This window comes from Catenovulum agarivorans YM01, assembly GCF_000281085.1.
Lineage (GTDB): Bacteria > Pseudomonadota > Gammaproteobacteria > Enterobacterales > Alteromonadaceae > Catenovulum > Catenovulum agarivorans.
The window spans coordinates 231,747-251,804 of record NZ_JH767526.1 but is presented as its reverse complement, the minus strand read 5'-3'; the positions used below and the strand labels follow the sequence as shown (position 1 = coordinate 251,804).

General features: G+C 39.9%; 16 protein-coding genes. 5 read left to right on the top strand and 11 right to left on the bottom strand.

Annotated elements, in window-relative coordinates:
* Nucleotides 1-167: 167 nt before the first annotated feature.
* The 6 genes from WSC_RS0109955 to rpsU all read right to left on the bottom strand — a co-directional run bounded on the left by WSC_RS0109955 (nucleotide 168) and on the right by rpsU (nucleotide 8,989).
* Nucleotides 168-3,242 (bottom strand): efflux RND transporter permease subunit, encoded by a 3,075-nt coding sequence (locus WSC_RS0109955; protein ID WP_016955772.1) that lies wholly within the window; start codon nucleotides 3,240-3,242, stop codon nucleotides 168-170.
* Complete coding sequence (locus WSC_RS0109950) at nucleotides 3,242-4,309, bottom strand: efflux RND transporter periplasmic adaptor subunit (protein WP_016955771.1); 1,068 nt, start codon at nucleotides 4,307-4,309, stop codon at nucleotides 3,242-3,244. Before WSC_RS0109950 ends, WSC_RS0109955 begins: the two co-directional genes overlap by 1 nt.
* Nucleotides 4,310-4,503: 194 nt before the next feature.
* The gene (gene rpoD / locus WSC_RS0109945) at nucleotides 4,504-6,339 is read right to left on the bottom strand and encodes an RNA polymerase sigma factor RpoD (protein ID WP_016955770.1); all 1,836 of its coding nucleotides are present in this window, start codon (nucleotides 6,337-6,339) and stop codon (nucleotides 4,504-4,506) included.
* Nucleotides 6,340-6,477: 138 nt separating this feature from the next.
* On the bottom strand, nucleotides 6,478-8,238 hold the full coding sequence (gene dnaG / locus WSC_RS0109940) for a DNA primase (RefSeq protein ID WP_016955769.1): 1,761 nt from the start codon (nucleotides 8,236-8,238) through the stop codon (nucleotides 6,478-6,480).
* Nucleotides 8,239-8,310: 72 nt separating this feature from the next.
* Complete coding sequence (locus WSC_RS0109935) at nucleotides 8,311-8,757, bottom strand: GatB/YqeY domain-containing protein (protein WP_026016782.1); 447 nt, start codon at nucleotides 8,755-8,757, stop codon at nucleotides 8,311-8,313.
* A 16-nt stretch (nucleotides 8,758-8,773) separates the two neighbouring features.
* Nucleotides 8,774-8,989 carry a 30S ribosomal protein S21 gene (rpsU, locus tag WSC_RS0109930; protein ID WP_016955767.1) on the bottom strand — a complete coding sequence of 72 codons (216 nt, stop codon included), beginning with the start codon at nucleotides 8,987-8,989 and terminating at the stop codon, nucleotides 8,774-8,776.
* A 185-nt stretch (nucleotides 8,990-9,174) separates the two neighbouring features.
* On the opposite strand from rpsU, the gene tsaD reads away from it, so the two are divergent.
* Nucleotides 9,175-10,188: a tRNA (adenosine(37)-N6)-threonylcarbamoyltransferase complex transferase subunit TsaD gene (tsaD, locus tag WSC_RS0109925; RefSeq protein WP_016955766.1), complete on the top strand. Its 1,014-nt coding sequence runs from the start codon at nucleotides 9,175-9,177 to the stop codon at nucleotides 10,186-10,188.
* Nucleotides 10,189-10,239: 51 nt separating this feature from the next.
* Complete coding sequence (gene dbpA / locus WSC_RS0109920; protein ID WP_016955765.1) at nucleotides 10,240-11,628, top strand: ATP-dependent RNA helicase DbpA; 1,389 nt, start codon at nucleotides 10,240-10,242, stop codon at nucleotides 11,626-11,628.
* Here the strand turns inward: dbpA and WSC_RS22420 are convergent.
* Nucleotides 11,625-13,193 (bottom strand): PAS domain-containing hybrid sensor histidine kinase/response regulator, encoded by a 1,569-nt coding sequence (locus WSC_RS22420; protein ID WP_016955764.1) that lies wholly within the window; start codon nucleotides 13,191-13,193, stop codon nucleotides 11,625-11,627. The two genes, dbpA and WSC_RS22420, sit on opposite strands and share 4 nt — an antisense overlap.
* 132 nt (nucleotides 13,194-13,325) lie before the next feature.
* Between WSC_RS22420 and miaE the strand changes: the two genes are divergently transcribed.
* Entirely contained in the window at nucleotides 13,326-14,078 is a 753-nt protein-coding gene (gene miaE / locus WSC_RS0109910) for a tRNA isopentenyl-2-thiomethyl-A-37 hydroxylase MiaE (protein WP_016955763.1), read from the top strand.
* Nucleotides 14,079-14,210: 132 nt separating this feature from the next.
* Nucleotides 14,211-15,032, top strand: coding sequence for a DUF6174 domain-containing protein (locus WSC_RS0109905; protein ID WP_016955762.1), 822 nt, complete (start codon nucleotides 14,211-14,213; stop codon nucleotides 15,030-15,032).
* A gap of 1 nt (nucleotide 15,033) precedes the next feature.
* Here WSC_RS0109905 and WSC_RS0109900 read toward each other — a convergent pair whose 3' ends face one another.
* Nucleotides 15,034-15,492 carry a hypothetical protein gene (locus WSC_RS0109900; protein ID WP_016955761.1) on the bottom strand — a complete coding sequence of 153 codons (459 nt, stop codon included), beginning with the start codon at nucleotides 15,490-15,492 and terminating at the stop codon, nucleotides 15,034-15,036.
* A 68-nt stretch (nucleotides 15,493-15,560) separates the two neighbouring features.
* Nucleotides 15,561-16,406 carry a prolyl hydroxylase family protein gene (locus WSC_RS25135; protein WP_016955760.1) on the bottom strand — a complete coding sequence of 282 codons (846 nt, stop codon included), beginning with the start codon at nucleotides 16,404-16,406 and terminating at the stop codon, nucleotides 15,561-15,563.
* A 98-nt stretch (nucleotides 16,407-16,504) separates the two neighbouring features.
* Between WSC_RS25135 and WSC_RS0109890 the strand changes: the two genes are divergently transcribed.
* Entirely contained in the window at nucleotides 16,505-17,008 is a 504-nt protein-coding gene (locus WSC_RS0109890; protein WP_016955759.1) for a YgjP-like metallopeptidase domain-containing protein, read from the top strand.
* Nucleotides 17,009-17,561: 553 nt separating this feature from the next.
* On the opposite strand, the gene WSC_RS0109885 is transcribed toward WSC_RS0109890, so the two are convergent.
* Both WSC_RS0109885 and WSC_RS0109880 read right to left on the bottom strand, forming a co-directional pair.
* Nucleotides 17,562-18,755 (bottom strand): methyltransferase, encoded by a 1,194-nt coding sequence (locus WSC_RS0109885; protein WP_016955758.1) that lies wholly within the window; start codon nucleotides 18,753-18,755, stop codon nucleotides 17,562-17,564.
* Nucleotides 18,755-19,900 carry an MltA domain-containing protein gene (locus tag WSC_RS0109880; RefSeq protein ID WP_016955757.1) on the bottom strand — a complete coding sequence of 382 codons (1,146 nt, stop codon included), beginning with the start codon at nucleotides 19,898-19,900 and terminating at the stop codon, nucleotides 18,755-18,757. The genes WSC_RS0109885 and WSC_RS0109880 overlap by 1 nt, the downstream gene beginning before the upstream one ends.
* Nucleotides 19,901-20,058: the final 158 nt, after the last annotated feature.

Genomic DNA, 20,058 nt, shown 5'->3' with positions numbered 1-20,058 from the left:
AGTATTGATTTTTATAATTATTAAATTTAACAAAAATTGTGCTTTTAATATCCTAAAACAAAGAACGATAGACAGCTATCTTATTGATTTCATTGTTTTATCTGTTTTTTTGGGAGATAACATGGGGTGTCAGGGGTCGGAGGTTCGAATCCTCTCAATCCGACCAATTAATTTTTCGCTTTCAAAAAACACAGTAACAACGCAGGTAGCGTAGTTAAACTGATTAACGTTGAAAACGCGATACCGCTTAACACAATAATCCCTACTCCTCGATATAACTCAGAACCTTCACCCGGAATTAATACCAAAGGGGCTAAGCCGCATAAAGTGGTTACTGTCGACATCACTATAGGTTTTAAACGCGTTTGTACCGCAGACGTTACCGCTTGTTTAATGTCTGTCATGCCAGCCTCAATATTGCGTCGGCTTTGGTCGACTATCAATATTGGGTTATTCACTACAGTACCGAGCAAGATTAGAAAACCTAACATAGTGATCATGTCAAATGGTTGATGCATACCTAAGCTGTTTGCAGCAACTAAACCTAACAAACCACCTGCCATACCTAAAGGCACTGTCGCTAAAATAAACAAGGGATATCCCCAATGTTTAAAAATAGCCACTAACAGCAAATAACACAGTGCTATCGCAATCACAAAATTGCTCGATAACGCTTGTTTAGTTTTGTCTAATTGATCGGCAGCGCCACCAATACTGACATTGACGCCCTGTTTTAAATCCCCTTGATTGCGCAATTTTGTCAGTAGTTCGTTTCTAACAATCTGCTCTGCTGTTTCAAGGGCCACATCGCGTGGAGGGATAATATACACAGTCACAGTACGTTTACCGTCAATTCGGCGTAAACTGTCGCTATCGGCTTTTTCTACTATGTCCGCCAATGAATTCAGAGGTACTAGCCCGTTATTGGTTAAAATCGGCGCTTGCGCAAGTTGTGACAACTGTTGTTTATTACCGGCTGATGAAAATAAAAATACATCTACTTTGTCATCATCCAATATCAATTCATCAACATACGCACCGTCACTTAATGCGGCAATGGTGTAACCTAATTCATTAGCGCTCATACCAACTTCAGCGAGCCGTTGCCAGCGCGGTTGAATTTCAATTAATGGTTGATCTAACGTCAGGGACGACGGCTGTGAATTTACTTGTGGTGAATCAAATAATTCATTGGCTAAAGTATAAATAGCATTGGCCGCTTGATATAAATCCGCTTGATTAGCGCCACTAATATCCAATGCTACCGCTCTGGTGCCACCGTCATTACTGCTGATAATTGAACCCCTTGATGAAAAAGCACGCATGCCAGGGTAAGTTTTAAACTTAGCCGTTATTGCTTTCATCATAGCGTCAATATGCTCAGCATTGACTGGCTCACTTAAAAACCATATACGGCCAACATTGATGGAAATAGAGTAATATTTAAGTGGTGGGATATCAGTTTCACCCCGTTCAAATGCCGCAGGGTCTGCATTTAAATGCTGGTTAAAATATGGGATAAGCTCATCACCTATTTTTTCCATGTGGCTGAGATTGTAGCCAGGCGGCGCAATCATCATAGAAAAGGCTTTTGGCTCTTCCCCTTCTGGTAAATATTCCGCTTTTGGCATTAATAACCAGGCACCACCCAAGACTAAAACGACAGAAGCAATCAATACACTGACACGTGATTTGGGCTTGTCCAATAGCTTGGTAAAAACGCTTGGTAGACGCATTTGCTGATCGTCTGAGGATTGTTGGCATGCAAATTTGGCGCTGGCAGCAGGCACAACAAATATTGCTACTAACATTGACGCTATAATGGCCGCTGAAATGGCAATGGCAACATCTGAATATAATTGGCCAGCCTCTTGTTGAATAAATAAGATAGGCGCAAATACCAAGACTGTCGTTAAGGTAGACGCCAACACTGCAGGCCATACTTCTTGCACACCGGTAATAGCTGAAGTTATCTTGTCTAGACCACGTTTTCTCGCTTGGTTGATATTTTCTAAAACAACTATGGTGTTATCCACAGTCATACCTATGGCAAAAGCAACACCCGCCAAAGAGATTACGTTAATAGTTCGGTTAAAAAACAATAAACCTAAAAATGCAGCTATGGTACATATAGGTACACCCAAAACGCCGATAAGGGTTGAGCGTGGGCTTTTTAAAAACCAAAACATCACTAAGGTTGCCAATAACGCACCTAAACCCAAATTAACCCAAACGTTTTTAATTGAGCCTTGCACGTAACGAACATCGTCACTTAATAAAGTTAGTTGCAAACCATTATCTTGTAAAAGCTCGGTATTTATCCGTGCGACTACATCGAGCATTTGCTCTTTTATCGCCATAACATTCGAGCCACTTTCGCGCTGTACCATTAAGAGTAATGTTCTTTCACCCTCGTTATAACCTATGCTTCGCACTTCGTAGTGATCTAAGTTCACCTCAGCAACGTCTTTTAACTTAATTGTGCTATTTTGTCGCTGCGCAATCACTAACTCTTCTAGTGCTTTGGCTGAATCAAATCTGCCGACCATACGCAATAAGTAGCGACGTTTACCACTATCGATATCACCAGCTGAAGCGTCTCTGTTTCTAGCGCGAATTGCATCTCGAACATCTGTCAGCTTGAGACCCCTCGCAACCAACTTTTGTTGATCTATCAGAATTTGTACTTGCCGTAACGCTCCACCGCGAATAGCAATTTGTGACACCCCAGCTACACGCTCCATTTCAGGACGCACCACATCTTCGGCAAAGTCCCTGAGCATATCTATGTCTAAATTTAATGGGTTGCCCGCTTGTGGTTTTAAATTAAAAAACATAAAGGCGTTACTTGAAAACGAACTGCTGTATAGCACAGGTTGGTCGACATTTTCCGGATAATTCGGCACTTGCGACAATGCATTACTCACTTTAATCAGAGCTTCGTTGATATCTACCCCAAAAGGAAACTCAAGCTCAATTTGCGCCTGGCCTGTATTAGCAAAACTCGACATGCGCTTCATATTAGGGATGACGCGTAAGTAACGCTCTTGCTCAATCAATATCTCTTTTTCGACGTCTTGCGGTGTAGCGCCCGGCCATTGAGTGACAACAGATATGGTGCGCACTTCTAAGTCAGGGATCATCTGTACTGGTATTTTAAACGCGGCAACAATGCCTAAGATACAAGCAATCAGAACAGTAACAGCAACTAAAATTGAATGTTTAACAGCGCCAGCTAACATTATTCTAGCCCCGCCACTTTAGAAGGTTTTATTTGAATTGCTTGTTGGTCTTTGAGCATTTCATTGCCTTGTGTGATGACATTATCCGTTGCTGATAGACCACTTAGAATTTCAATGTACTCACCAATGCGTTCACCAATAACAACCGACTTACGTACAGCTTTATTATCACTTGCAATAAATACGCTATAACCACCATCTGGGTGGCGTAATAATGCGTCAGAAGGAATGGTTAGAACATTTTGTTGAACATTTTTAAGTGGGATTGCCACACGCGCTGACAAACCGACTTGCACTTCAGCTTGTTGTGTAAGTTCCACCCGTAACAAAAAGCTGCGATTTTGGCTATCGACTAGCGGCACTTTGGCAAAAACTTTACCGGAAATTTTTGTCGAATGATTGTTATCAAGTTCAAGCATGACAGTTTTATCTTTGTCGATTCGGCCAAAGTATTCTTGTGGTACGGCCAAATCTAGCCATAACTTTTGTAAATTTACTAGCTCAAAGGTTTGTTGACCGCGGTTAACCCATTCACCTACGTCTAATTTTCGGCTGACTATTACTCCGGCAAATGGTGCAACAAGTTGGTGGCGGTTAACTAATTCCTGTTGGTATTGGTAGTTGGCAGTTATTTTAGCTAAATGAGCTTGGGTGACAGCCTCGTGAGTCACTCTCTGTTCCAGCTCGGTTTGTGGTAATAATTGTTGCTGTGATAACGACTTTGCTTCCGCTAAGCGCCTTTTCGCTTCATTAAACTCGACTTGAGCTTGTTGTAATTCAGCTTTAATAGCCTGCAACTGCGCTTGTGCAAGTTTATCGTCTAATGCTAATAACACTTGGCCTTTAGTTACAAAATCCCCTGTTTCTACGTGCAATTGCGTAACAACTCCATCAATTAAACTCGACAAATTTGCATGCTCAGCAGAATTTATTGTGCCGGTTAATTCAAGGCTTCGGCTATTTTCTTGCTGACTTACAGGTGCAATTACTACATTAGCCGGTGGATTTGCCAGTGTTTGCCAAGAAAATAACAACAAGAATAAAGTGATACAGTTTAACTTTTGCATAAAGCAGCCTATTTATTGCACTTGGGTGCAGGTAATTATTTTATAAAGGGTTTTCTAGAGCCTGATATCTTAACTAATTTCCAAACAAGTTAAAAGCAAATGACAATCATTATCAACAAGAAAATAAGGTAAATTTTAGGCATAAAAAAAGCCTCTTTCGAGGCTTTTTTAAATAAGATATTTGCAGTAGCTGACTATTCGTCTAAGAAGCTGCGTAATTGCTCAGAGCGCGAAGGATGACGTAATTTACGTAATGCCTTAGCTTCAATCTGACGAATACGCTCACGAGTTACGTCAAATTGCTTACCAACCTCTTCTAACGTGTGGTCAGTATTCATATCAATACCAAAACGCATACGTAATACTTTAGATTCACGCGCGGTTAAACCAGCTAGAACGTCACGTGTCGCTGCTTGTAAGTTTTCTGAAGTTGCAGCATCAACTGGAGAGCTGATGGTGTTATCTTCAATAAAATCACCTAAGTGCGAATCTTCATCATCACCAATTGGTGTCTCCATAGAGATAGGCTCTTTGGCAATTTTCATCACTTTACGGATTTTATCTTCCGGCATCTGCATTTGTTCAGCCAACTCTTCAGGTGTTGGCTCACGACCTTTTTCTTGCAACATTTGACGAGAAATACGATTCAATTTATTAATCGTTTCAATCATATGTACAGGAATACGTATGGTACGTGCTTGGTCAGCAATTGAACGCGTGATCGCCTGACGGATCCACCAAGTTGCATAAGTTGAAAACTTATAACCACGACGGTATTCAAACTTATCTACCGCTTTCATCAAACCTATATTACCTTCTTGGATTAAATCCAAGAACTGTAAACCACGGTTAGTGTATTTTTTCGCAATTGAAATTACCAAACGTAAGTTGGCTTCAACCATTTCTTTTTTCGCACGGCGCGCTTTCGCTTCACCGATAGACATACGACGGTTGATGTCTTTAATGCTAACAACACTGAGTTTAGTTTCTTCTTCAATTTGCTTAAGCTTTTGAATACAACGTAAAATTTCGTCTTTATATTCGTCAAGCTTAACTGAATAATCTTTGTTTGCCGCAATTGCATTGTCTAACCAAGCTGTAGATGTTTCATCACCTGCAAATGCACGTGTGAATTCTTTTTTCGGCATTTTTGAATATTCAACCGCGTGTTTCATGATGATACGTTCTTGTGTACGAACTTTATCCATCATGCCACGCATATGGCCAACCAATTTATCAAACTGTTTTGGCACTAAGCGGAATAACTTAAAGATATTGCTTAATTCTTCAATTTGCGCACGTGTATCAGGGTGGCTGCGGCCTTTTTCATCCACAACTTTCATGACGTTTTCGTATGCTACACGTAATTCATTGAATTTTTCGCGCGCTAATTCAGGATCAATACCTGTATCTTCTTCTGCATCATCATCGTCGTCATCATCTTCATCGTCTAACTCGTCTTGCGACAATTCAGAACCAACGTGAGTAGCAGTTGGAGCCATAACATCATCAGGCTCATTTGGATCAATAAATCCAGATACGATATCAGTTAAACGGATTTCTTCCGCTTCGACTTTGTCGTATTGATCTAACAAATAGGTGATGGCTTCTGGAAATTCTGCAACTGAGCATTGAACTTGGTTGATGCCTTCTTCAATACGCTTAGCAATGTCAATTTCGCCTTCACGCGTTAAAAGCTCAACCGTACCCATTTCACGCATATACATACGTACTGGGTCTGTCGTTCGACCAATCTCGCTTTCTACTGAAGCTAAAGCTTGAGCCGCTGCTTCTGCAGCCTCTTCGTCTGTAGCATTTGTTTCTTCTGACATCAATAATGCATCGGCATCAGGCGCAGATTCGAAAACCTGAATACCCATGTCGTTGATCATACTAATGATGTCTTCAATCTGGTCTGAATCGACTATCTCTTGTGGTAGATGGTCGTTAACTTCGGCATAAGTTAAATAGCCCTGCTCTTTACCTTTAGCAACGAGCAACTTAAGTTGTGACTGACGGTTTTGCTCCATACAGACTTCCGATTACCTATGAAATGAAAATAAAATAACTGTGCAGTGAACTCGTCATTATAGCAGAGTTTTACACCGAATACATAAATTGAAATTGATAACTACTATATTTAGTCAAGATTTTAGTACACTGATGGCTCACTTAGCTTTCAATAACTGTAAATATTCTTGCTTTTCAGCAGGTGTAATCAAATTCATCTTAGCTTTTGTTTGTAATTCAGCTTTTCGCCTATTAACAAACATAGCTAATATTTTTTCAATTGCATCTAAAAATACCACTTCTGTGTTTGCTTCATCGACATGATGTTCCCAAGCTAACAACTGAGAGAGTATTTTTTCTTGTTTAGTTCCACGCCAATCTTCGAGCATGGAAGCAGCGCTAGCATTAGGATGCTGGCGATAGTAGCGTATTAATAACACTAAAAATTCGACACCTGGCTCGTCCATAGCCGCGAGTAATTCTAATTGGCCATCTTGTAAATGCGCCAGATGATCTAATAGATGGGGGCAAGATAACAATAATGCAACCGCCATTCTAACAGGGGTGATTTTTTTACTGCTTGCAGCATTTTGTTGTGCAAGCTTTGCTTTGGCTTGACCGACTCTATCCACCTTCTGTGTCGGCAACTCTCGCTTTAACTTAACCGCCAATGTTGAGTTAATTGAATGTTTGTATTCACTCTCCGGCATACTATCAATTAACGGCTGCGCTAATTGGCTTAATTTAGAACGAGCAAAATCCCCTTCAGTTTCACCAATTTTTTCGTAAAGTTGCTGGTAGAAAAAAGCAACTAGGTCTTGTGCTTGATCAACTTGTTGCTCAAAAGCCGCTTTTCCGTGCGCTTTAACATACGAATCAGGATCTTCACCGTCTGGCAAAAACATAAATTTAATTCGAATGCCATCAACTAAACTGGGTAATGCATTTTCTAATGTGCGCCACGCGGCGGCTCTACCGGCATTATCACCGTCATAACAACAAACAATTTCACTGGTTGTTCTAAGCATCAGCTTAATTTGGTCTTCGGTTGTTGAAGTACCTAAGGATGCAACCGCATAAGTAATGCCAGCTTGAAACAAAGCGACTACATCCATATAACCTTCAACCACAATTAAACGGTCGATTGAGCGATTAGCATTACGTGCTTGATATAAACCGTATAATTCGCGGCCTTTATGGAAAATACGCGTTTCTGGCGAGTTTAAATATTTAGGTTTAGCATCACCTAAAACTCGCCCACCAAAACCTATGCATTTGCCACGCCTATCTAAAATAGGAAACATTAAACGCCCACGAAATCTATCGTATAAACGTTTGTTTTCTTCTTTTTCAATCAGCATGCCGATATCGCGTAATTGCTCGGCTGCTTGACGGCTTTTGCCGACCGCTTTTAACAAACCATCCCACTCGTCTGGTGAATAGCCAATTTGAAAATGTTCAATAGTTTGTTGGTTTAAGCCGCGCTGATTTATGTAGTCCAATACAGCTGGTGAATTCGCATCGTTATTGAGTTTGTATTGATAAAACTCAATAGCTTGGGCCATTAATTCATAATCTTGTTTGGCATGTACATTATGAAACTGATTATCTTGACCACCTTCCCTTGGTACAGCTAAACCATGCTGGCCTGCAAGTTCTTCAATTGCATCAACAAATTCTAGGTTGTCATATTCCATTAAAAATGAAATAACATTGCCTTTAGCACCACAACCAAAACAATAATAAAACTGTTTATCTGGTGCGACTGAAAAAGAAGGTGTTTTTTCGTTATGGAAAGGACAACAAGCAGAATAGTTTTTGCCGGCTTTTTTTAAACGCACACGCGAGTCTATTACCTCTACAATATCTGTACGGGCAATTAGATCGTCAATAAAACTTTTGGGTATGCGTCCGGCCATTTATTCTTATGCGTGTAAAACAACAAAACCGCACAATTGTGCGGTTTTGTTAAAAAGAGATCAAGCTGAAAGTTAAGCGTTTAATTTTGCTTTAACAAGTTGGCTGACAACAGCCATATCTGCTCGGCCTTGCACTTGTGGACGAATTAGGTTCATCACCTTACCCATGTCCTGCATGCCTTGAGCACCACTTTCTGACACTGCATTCGCAATTAAATCGGCAACTTCTTGCTCGCTTAATGCTGCAGGTAAAAAAGTTTCTAATACTTTAATTTCTGCTTCTTCGATATCTGCAAGGTCGGCACGGCCACCTTGTGTATACTGTTCAACTGAGTCTTTACGCTGTTTGACCATTTTAGTAAGCACAGCTAAAACCTCATCATCATTTAAGGTTTTTTGGCCGTCAACTTCTAATTGTTTAATGGCAGACAACGCAAGCCTAATAGTACCAAGGCGAACCTTGTCTTTGGCTTTCATTGCCTCTTTCATGGCGTTTTTCAGCTGTTCAGTAAGAGTCATGAGTTTATCTAATCTCTTAGTATAACTTTACACGACGAGCGTTTTCACGCGAAACTTTCTTAGCGTGACGCTTAACAGCAGCTGCTTTTTTACGCTTACGCTCAGAAGTTGGCTTCTCGTAAAATTCGCGGCTACGTACGTCTGCTAAAATACCCGCTTTTTCACATGAACGCTTGAAACGACGTAAAGCTACGTCAAACGGCTCGTTTTCTCTTACCTTAACAATTGGCATTAAATATCACCTCAGGATAATTTGATATTGACCGCTTCGAACAATTATTAAGCGGTTCTACTAAAAAATGGTGCCGAATTGTAATCCAATTATTCAATGAAAGTAAAGTTATTGAACACAAAAACTGGTTAAATAAATTCAAGATGGCTAAAATGCGCGCCAACAAGCAGTTATTGAGGTAAAAAATGCGCGTTTTAGGCATAGAAACATCATGTGATGAAACTGGTATAGCAGTTTACGACGACCAACAAGGTTTGTTAAGCCATCAATTATATAGCCAAGTAAAATTGCACGCAGACTATGGCGGTGTAGTCCCCGAGTTAGCCTCGCGCGATCATATTCGTAAAATAGTGCCATTAATTGAGAAAACTTTAGCTGAAGCAAATTCAACCAAAGAAGATATAGACGGCATAGCTTTTACTTCAGGTCCAGGTTTAATTGGGGCTTTGTTAGTCGGCTCCACCGTTGCTCGCGGCCTAGCATTTGCTTGGAATAAACCTGTTATTGGTGTGCATCATATGGAAGGCCACCTGCTCGCCCCTATGCTTGAAGAAACCCAAGCTGAATATCCATTTGTTGCTTTATTAGTATCAGGCGGACATTCATTAATGGTTGAAGTAAAAGGCATAGGCGAATATACCTTATTAGGTGAAAGTATTGATGATGCTGTCGGTGAAGCTTTCGATAAAACCGCCAAGATTATGGGCTTAGATTATCCAGGTGGCCCGCGTTTAGCTAAACTAGCTGAGCAAGGCCAAGCTGGAGTGTATAAATTTCCACGACCTATGACTGACAGACCCGGTTTAGATTTTTCATTTTCAGGGTTAAAAACCTTTGCGGCAAATACCCTGCGTGATTCAGATAAATCAGAGCAAACCTTAGCCAATATCGCATACGCGTTTCAAGAAGCAGCGGTAGATACCCTAGTAATAAAATGCAAACGCGCATTAAAACAAACCGGTCACAAGCGTTTAGTAATAGCTGGCGGTGTTAGTGCGAATGTATTTTTACGCGAGCAACTAGAAGAATTAATGAAAAAACTGCGCGGCAAAGTGTATTACCCACGCTTAGAATTTTGTACCGATAATGGCGCGATGATCGCTTACGCTGGTTGCCAACGCTTAAAAGCAGGTCAAGCAGGCAGCAATATAGAAATTAAACCACGCTGGCCGTTAACTGAGCTTTCAGCGCTAAATTAAAAGCTCTCAGCCATTACAACACCATATTAACTTATTAACCGAGGCCATTCAGTGTCACAACCAACATTCGATTCAATCAGTTTACGCACTGAGTTGCTAGAAAACTTAGCGTCTTTGCAATATCACAGCATGACAGATATCCAAGCGCAAAGTTTACCGGCTATTATTCAAGGTAAAGATGTCATTGCCCAAGGCAAAACCGGCTCTGGTAAAACCGCCGCATTTGGTTTAGGTTTATTAAACAAACTGAATGTAAAACAATTTCGAATTCAATCTTTAATATTGTGCCCTACTCGTGAATTGGCCGAACAAGTATCCGCTGAGCTACGTAAACTCGCCCGCGCTATTCACAATATTAAAATTTTAACCCTATGCGGTGGTGTGCCTATTGGCCGACAAATAGATTCTTTATACCATGGTGCCCATATCATTGTAGGTACACCAGGGCGTATTGAAGACCACCTTAACCGCCAAACTCTAGATTTAAGTTTTGTTGATACTTTTGTCTTAGACGAAGCAGACAGAATGTTAGAAATGGGCTTTCAATCAGCAATTGATGCTGTGGTTGAACAGATACCTAAAGAGCGTCAAACCTTATTATTCAGCGCAACCTTTCCAGAAAAAATAGAAGCGATAAGCGCCAGCATAATGCACAAGCCAATTATGGTGAAAGTGGAATCTAATCACGACCAAAGCAGCATTAGCCAACACTTTTTTCATGTAAACAATAATGAAGATAGGCTCGCCGCATTAAGTTTATTGTTGTTGCAACATCAACCGCAATCAAGTGTAGTGTTTTGTAATACCAAAGCTGAAACCTTAACCGTATGCCAGAAACTGAATAATCAAGGCTTTAGTGCACTTGCATTAAATGGTGATTTAGAACAAAAAGAACGCGACCAAACTTTGGTTCAGTTTGCCAATAAAAGTGCTAGCATTTTGGTCGCAACCGACGTGGCCGCCCGCGGTTTAGATGTTGACAATTTGGATGCTGTATTTAACTACCAAATGGCACACGATATTGAAGTGCATGTGCACAGAGTTGGCCGCACAGGGCGCGCTGGTAACAAAGGGTTAGCTTTTTCATTTTTTACCAACAAAGATCAGTACAAAATAGAGCTGTTAAATGATTTGCTCGGCAGAGAGATTCGTGATGAAGCTCTACCTCGTGCTAGTGTTTTGCAACGAGAAATCCCCCCACCGACCATGGCAACCATACAAATTGATAGTGGTAAAAAACAAAAAATTCGCGCCGGTGATATTTTAGGTGCGCTGACACGCGATAAAGATTTACAAGGTGACGACATAGGTAAAATTCAATTATTTGATAATTGGGCATATGTCGCAGTAAATCGTGAAAAACGCAAACTAGCTTTGAGCAAAATCAGTAATGGTAAGTTAAAAGGTAAATCGGTGAGAGCGCGTTTACTGCGTGGTTAAGCCGAATAGTCAATCCAACTTTTGACTTCGCTATATAATTCTTTCATTTCAATCGGTTTAGCTAGATAACTATCAAAGCCACTTATTCGATAGTTATCTACGTCTTCTTTCATCACATTGGCGGTTAGTGCAACTACCGAGATTTGAGGTAATTTTTGTTTAATTAACTTACAAGCTTGTATCCCATCCATTACCGGCATTTGAATGTCCATAAGGATCAAGTCTGGCTGAAAGTCCAAAGTCATAGCAACTGCGTCAGAGCCATTATTAGCAATTTGAACATTTGCCCCCGTCGGCTCCATCATGGTTTTAATAATAATTTGATTTATTTCGTTATCTTCAGCAATTAAGATTTTTTTACCTAACAAATTAGGCACCACAATATCGCCTTGGCGTTGCTTTATCTCAGCTACTTTGGCTTTTTTAAGCGGAAGGGCAACTTTAAAACAGCTACCTTTCCCCAACTCACTTTCAACTGAAATGCTTCCATCCATTAAATCAACTAATGACTTGGTGATAGCCATACCAAGACCAGTGCCGCCATAATTCCGTGTTGTTGAATTATCAGCTTGAACAAAACGAGAAAATAGCTGCTCAATTGCCTCGTTTGACATACCAATACCAGTGTCACTCACACTAAAAAACAAGCTAGAATCTTCATTTGATAAACTGGAGGAAACCTTAATTGTTACCTGACCGTCTTTAGTAAACTTAACCGCATTAGAGACCAAATTTAACAAAACCTGCTTTACCCTGACTGGATCGCCCTGCCAACCGTCGATAAAACCATCTTCAATATCCAATACTAATTTAATATTTTTGTCTGCGACAATAGGCGTTACATCCGACATAACCACTTGAATTGAGCGTTCAAAATAAAAAGGAATATCTTCCAGTGTCAATTTACCCGCTTCAACTTTAGAGTAATCAAGGATGTCGTTAATAATGGTTAACAGGGTTTTGCAAGAGAATAGCGCGCGGTCAACAACTTGATTTGAGCTAGAATTCAATGACTCTTGTTTTAGAATTTGTAATGACCCATATATTCCGTTGAGCGGAGTCCTTATTTCATGGCTCATATTGGCTAAAAATTCGCTTTTAGCTTTGCTCGCTTTATCTGCCCGTTCCTTAGCTTCTAACAACTCTTGTTTTTGTTTGTTTCGCTCGGAAATATCGCGAATAAATGCCACAAAGTGCTCTGGACTGTCGTTTTCTTTCCCTCGATAACTAACAGTAACTTCAATTGGAAATTCTTCACCATCTTTTTTTATGTGCTTTGTTTCCAAACATATAACTTTCTTTTCCCTTAGGTCTGCCACAAATGCAAAAAACATCTCTTCAGTAAAAATTGGGTCAATATCCCATAACAACATACCTGTCATTTCACTTACATCCATATAATGTAACGAGGCAGCGTATTCATTTACTTTTAAAAATCGCCCTGTTTGACAATCGACCCACTCAACAGCAAATTGAGCATGATTTATTGCAGACATTAAGTTTTGATGCAAGGAATCTAATTTTTCATCAAAAAATTTAATATTGGTTGTATGCTCACCGCTCATCGATTGCTCTAATTTGTATTGTTTTAATTAGTAACAATATAGCAAACTAAAGTTTATATTGCTTAGGTTTGCTTATGGTACAATTCTGCATCTGAACGACTATCGATTTTGATCTCAAATTAAGATTTATCCGTGGACAAATTACTCGAACCTATTAATAGTTTTTTACATTGCGCAACTCCAGATTCTTGGGTGAAAGCTGCAAAACAATCTGAAAACTTAACTATGTTATTAACAGATCATATGATCTGTGAACTCAAGGCCGCTCAGACCGCAATGTGGTTAATTCGCAAATACGCTGTTGATAAAGAAAGTGGCGATGCTTTGCTGGCGTGGTTGCATCCATACGAAGATTTTATCTACCGTAAAAAGGGTTCGCTCGAAACAATAAAAGATAGCAACAAACTGAGTAAGAACATACAAGCACGTGCTGATGCCAAATACGGCCAAGATTTAATTGATAAAATGGTGCTGTTAATTAAAGAAGAACTTCATCACTTTTATCAAGTACTTGAGATTATGCAAGCGCACGGCATTGAATATAACAATATTACTGCCGGTCGCTACGCCAAAGGATTGATTCGCCACGTAAAAACTCATGAACCTGAAACCTTAATCGACAAACTTATTTGTGGTGCCTACATAGAAGCGCGCTCGTGTGAACGTTTCGCTAAATTAGCACCGCACGTAGATGATGAGTTGGGTAAATTTTATATCTCTTTGTTGCGCTCAGAGGCACGTCACTACCAAGACTATTTAACCTTAGCCGAAGAAATCGCTGGAACGGACATTAGCGAGCGCATTGCATTTTTTGGTGAAAAAGAAGCTGAGCTTATTTCAACACCAGATAATGAGTTTAGATTTCATAGTGGTGTGCCAGCTTAAATTTTACCTGAGCTCACGCCGCTAATTTGGCGGTTAACGTCTGTTAACAGCCAATTACAATTTACAACAGATTACCTTGCTTTCCAGAGCTAAGCTTAACTGTATAAGTTAACAACAATAAGGAAGGTAATTATGAACACTAACAAATTTACAATTGGCGCAGCATCTCTCGCGGCGATAACGGCCTTAGCAGGCTGTGACAACGACTTCGATTACCATATCGATGAAGACCAACATCATGTAAGAGTGTATATAGATGATGAACAACTAGCGTGTGACTCATCAAGTGCAATGAGCTTAGCTCAAAGCGCTTTTGTTTTAGCTGAACAAGACATTGAGATGCACTGTAGTCAAAAAGGTCATGATGGTTTTAGTTACACTGAAAGCTGTGGGTCAGATACTGGCAGTATCAATATTTTTACCATTCATATGGGCGACTTAGCCGAAGCTGAAAACCTAGGTTTTGCGCGATTAGCTACTTTAGACAACCCGCAGTTTGACGACATGTGTGAATATAAGGTCATTTCTGATCACAAAAAATATCATTTGTTAGACCAAGTTAAAGACGCAATAAACGTTTGGGAAGCGTTAGATTCAGATCACTACGAATTTAAGTTTGACCAAAGTTTTGCAGACTGCCCAAATGTAACCGCTCCGCCAACTATGCGTATAACAGTTGAAGACGATGTTATTACCCAAGTGTACAACATGGATACGCAAGAGTTTGTTAATGATATTTCGGGCTTTAAAACCGTCAGCGAATTGTTAGCCGAATTTAAGTTACAAATATGGATGTCGGCTAAATCTGCAGGGTTGTCATCATCAGAGCCATATAAAATGCCAAGTTATAGCGATGATGGTGTGCCTTTAAGCTATTATTTTGACCAAGGCACGAATGTCTGTGATGCGCCGAATACCAGCATTACAGACTTTACCAATTTAGCCAGCTCGTAAATTATTGTGCAGCGCTCATTTGTTTGAGCGCTTCTGGCAATATGAGTTGATTATATTCATGCAACTTCTGATTAATCAGCCCTTCTAAGCGGAGCTTTTCTTCTGGGTTGCCTAAATTGCCATCTAGCTCTTTTACTAAGGCTTCAATTTCAGCTTGTTTATCGGCTAATGCTTGCTGATTGTCAGGTGTAATGGCTTGGGCGTTATTTTGCCCTGCAACTTTTACCCTGTCTTTTTCTGCTGGCTGAGCTTGAGTTTTTTGCGGCGCTGCTATCAGTGAGCTGCTTGATTCTGCTGGGATATTTGATTTGGGTTGAGATTCGCTCGTTTGACGATTTTTATCTAGTACATTCATTACCAACACGGCACCGACACATATAACAATTGCGCCAACTACATTGATAACTTTTTGTTTAGCGGTCATTCGACCAATTTGTGTGTGTTTTTCTGAACTAGACATAGTCGCTTCGGCTTTTCTGAGTCATTACCCTATTGTGCGCCGAAGCTTAATCAATGATTAAAACAAATTCAACGGCTGTTTTGTCTAAACCACTTGGTAATAACGGCTTTGTAACCAGCTTTAACCGGCTCTGCATGATGTAAGGTATTACCGTTACCGACCAAATCATCATTCAAACTATTCCAAATCACCATCATGCCTTGTTTTGGCTGAAAGGCTTTATTGATGCGAATAAAACGCGTTGAGCCACCTTGTTCAACATCATTTAAATAAATCATAGCAGTGTAAGTACGCTGACCCATTTTGCCGCCATGCTGTTTAATTTCTTTACCTTCAAAATAATCAGTGTGCGCTTTAAACTGCTGACCAATTTCATAATATTGACCTTGAGTGACTTCCGCAAAACCACCTGCGATATTCATCAACTTATAAATACGCTCGTCTACTGTATGAATTAGCGGATTATCAATTGCCCCCAAATCACAAGTGCGACTGGTTCTAAACTCAGCATCACTGGTGTACGAAGCTAACTCTGACGGTCTGAGTTTAGATTTAATTAACTCAATAATTTGCTGACATTCGTCTGCCGATAAAAACTGCTCGCAGGTGTACATTTCAATTTTATCAGACTCAAGCTTTTGCAAATTCGCATTGCTTTGCATCTGTTTGGCTAAATGCTCTTGGGTGTTTTTAATCCGTTGTTTGATTTGGGCAAACTGTTGTTTTTGACCCGCACTAGGTACAATAACCTGGCTGTTGTTTGCAGTACTTTGCACAGCAATAAACTGCTGTAGAATAGTAGTGCGATCAAAACCGTTATTGACTAAAATTTGATATAGTTCGTCCGGGTCACAACCCCGTACAATATTTTCGCGTAGCCAATTTTGCCACGATAAATTAAAAGTTGCCGCCATGTTATTATTCTCTTTATATTGTAGTGCTTGTGTGAAACTTTATATCATTACCTGTTTAAATTAAAGCCACTTTTGTCCTTAGAAAAACCAGTATTTTTATGTCTAAACTCACTTATTTATCTCACTACCCTCTACCATTACAACAACAGATCACAGACTTACTTGATACAAACCAGTTGGCTGACTACATACGCAGAAAGTATCCAAAAACACATCAGGTAAACAGCGATAGTCAGTTACGTGAGTATGCTATGGCGATAAAAAATCATTTTTTGAAACAATCATCCCCTTTAGCACAAGTAAAATACGACAACAAAATTCACGTTGTGAACAACGCTTTGGGTTTGCACACGTACAGCAACCGAGTTCAAGGCAATAAAATTAAAGCGAAAAATGAAATAAAAATATCCGCGACATTTAAAAACGTACCAGAAGCATTTTTAAATATGATAGTGGTGCATGAATTAGCGCATTTAAAAGAAAAAGAACACAACAAAGCTTTTTATAAACTTTGTGAATATATGCAGCCCGCCTACCACCAACTAGAATTCGACATGCGTGTTTATTTAACCGAACTTGAAATTAATGGCGCGGTTTATTAATCGCTATATTTTCAGGGGGTAAAACGGTTACTTGCTTGGAATATTTTTCACAACATAATCACGAAGTCCAGCGCTTAGCGAAGCTAATGCGTAACAAAAGCATATCGAGAACTAATTTTATAAAGCCTCCCTGTCATGGATGACAGGGCGGAGCCTATATGGACATATTCACGGCGACTTTAGAAAATTATGCTTGGAGTGTAGTTGCAGCGCTACATTCCTGAAAATATTGAAGCAATAACTTAGAGCAGAACGTCTTTTTCATGACTCCCATCCTAGCGATACCCATGCGTAACAAAGCATACTCGATAGCTAATTTTATAAAGCCTCCCTGTCATGGATGACAGGGCGGAGCCTATATGGACATATTCACGGCGACTTTAGAAAATTATGCTTCGAGTGTGGTTGCAGTGCTACATTCCTGAAAATATTGAAGCAATAACTTAGAGCAAAACTTCTTTTTCAGGGATGAAAAAGCAGAGCGCCCACGGATGGGTTCACAGCGTTTTTGCGAAAGTTATGCTTCAATGTTTTGCATAAAACACCAAAGCAACTACAACTTAGCCACTATCATCATATTTCGTGGCGTAGTTTGATAAGGGCAAAAATAATTAACCTCAACCTGATAACCACTCTGCTCTAAAAACAAAGCTTTATCCAACACCAACCACAATTCCAATGCCCGCTGAAACGCATGGCGCACATACTCAAGCTGCTGAGTAAATTTCTGCTTAATCGCGGCTCGTTGCAAATAATCAGCAAAATCCAAATCAGCAGGTAAAGTGAACCCTTGGTGCTCAGCACCCCAAGTTACAAAATCAACAAACTCACCGGTAAACCAAGATTTTTTAACCGAAGGCAAAGACTGATAACTCGCATCTCCAGTAATATCCGCTCGAATCAACTGATAAGCCAAACGCCATAAAACTTCGGTTTGACGCAAATTAGCCACTCGCTGACCCGCAGTAACTTGTGCTTGCACGGCCAATTTTAAAATTGATTTAGCGATATGCAGCGAACTCTGTTTTCCCTGCTGCGACAACGCAGGATAAACTTCATCACCAATTAAATGGTAACAACAAGGTGCAACATGCATATACTCAACTTGTGCCTCAACCGCTTGTTTTAATAAAGTAACATGCAAATCACCACAAGCATGCAATGCAACCACATGCTGCTGTGGTTTTAGCCACACAGCGCGCTGCTTTAATACATCCGCATGAATAAAATCCTGTTTAATATCGTAGGTTTTGGCGAGATTTGTGCCCTGCTCACATAAACCTTGTTGCCACTCAACACTGGTCACGGCCACATCATGTTGAAAACTTAACAAACGGCCTAAATGACCTTTGCCCGCGCACCACTCAAGTAACGGATATTTAGGTTTAATTTGCGCGGATAACTGTTGAACTTGGGTAATTTTACGACCATGAATACCATTAAGTAACCAAAATGGCACTGGCTTTTGCCAATCATCCACTAGTTGGTTGTGGACAAAATCTACTTGCTCTAATGCATCGGCTAACTCAGGAAAAAAACGTTGGGCTATTTGCTGACAAACCTCATCATGTTCAAGCTCGGTTTGTTCAGCGAGTGTTTGCAAATATTCAGTTAATTCAGGATTGTCCCACGGGAAATCGCTGCATTGAAAAGGCACAAAATTCCAATACGCTTGATACTGCGTTAAGGCGGCGTCTAATTTTTCAAAATGTACCGACAAGCTAGTACTAGTTTCTAGATTATTCATTAATTGCCAGCACTTTGAGTTTTATCTTTTGCTATCAACACATAGGCTTTAACAAAATCGGGTAAATGTTTATTTGCAGCATGATAATCCTTCCAACCTTTATATTGGCCTGCTAATAAATCGAGTTGAAACAAATTATCGTCAAATGCACCACCTTCATCAGCCAAAATAACTAAACGACTAATTAACTGGCCATTTTGTTGGTATTGCAACAGCAAGAGTTTACCCAAGCCTAAATCAGCGACATTACCGGCTACTGTCACTTGCGGCAAAATTTCAATTTTGCTTTCTGGCTCTAAGCCATAGCCCATCACACCTGGTACTTGTTTAAAATACCAATAACGCGCTTGCTGATTTTTATTTAAAGCATAGTCGTAAGCTATGCCATTGTTGCGTGCAACATTGTAATAAGCATAAGTTTGAGCGCTAGTTTCAACCACAGCTGTTCCTTGCAACAAAGTATCGTGTAAACCTTGCTCAGTTAAATAAATAAGCGGTTTAGCTAAGTTTTTCTGCTCTAAAATACCTGTCATCACTTGCTGGCGGGTATATTGATAACGCGTTAATTGTTTACCTAGCCTATCGGCTTGTTCTAAGGATAAATGCTGCTCGTCAAATGGGATATCATACAAAGCATGCTGATAATCACCTTGGCGTTGATACTTAGCATCAACCAACTTGGTGTAATACTTAGTCAGTAAAATGGAATCATCAGGAATACGCGAGAGTAAATTCTTTTTTGCCTGATTTGTGGTTGTCTCAATCACCTGTTTTGCTTTGGTTAAATCAGGCTGCCAAGCATGTAATTGAAAGTTTTGTTGAATAAACGAATTATTGTGTAATGAACTTTGTTTTTTCGCTCGAACGTCTTTTCTGTATGTATCACAAATAAATTTGAGCGTTTGTTTCACCTCTGCCAAAGCAAAAGCGAGTCCATCAACTTTCCCACCATGAATAGCTTTTTCATCATAAGTTTGACCGCGCTGAAGATAAGCCAAAGTATTTTCAGAAACCTCACATAACTCTGAACCTTTAAACTCAGATAACTGTCCTAACTCCACAGTTTTAGCAGCAATAATAGGGCTAGAGAAAAAGCATGTACAAACAAAAGACAAAACTAAATATCGGGCTGGCACAAAATTCATTAAACGGCTCACAAATCAATAACTCGCAATTATTGTAAAGGTTATTTAATCAAGCATAAACTTTTGAGTTTATTTAAAAGTCAGTAGATAATGGCTTTCACCAAAAGCAGTTGGCATCCCCGCGTTATATTCAGCCAACGGCTATGCAAATAAGGAAT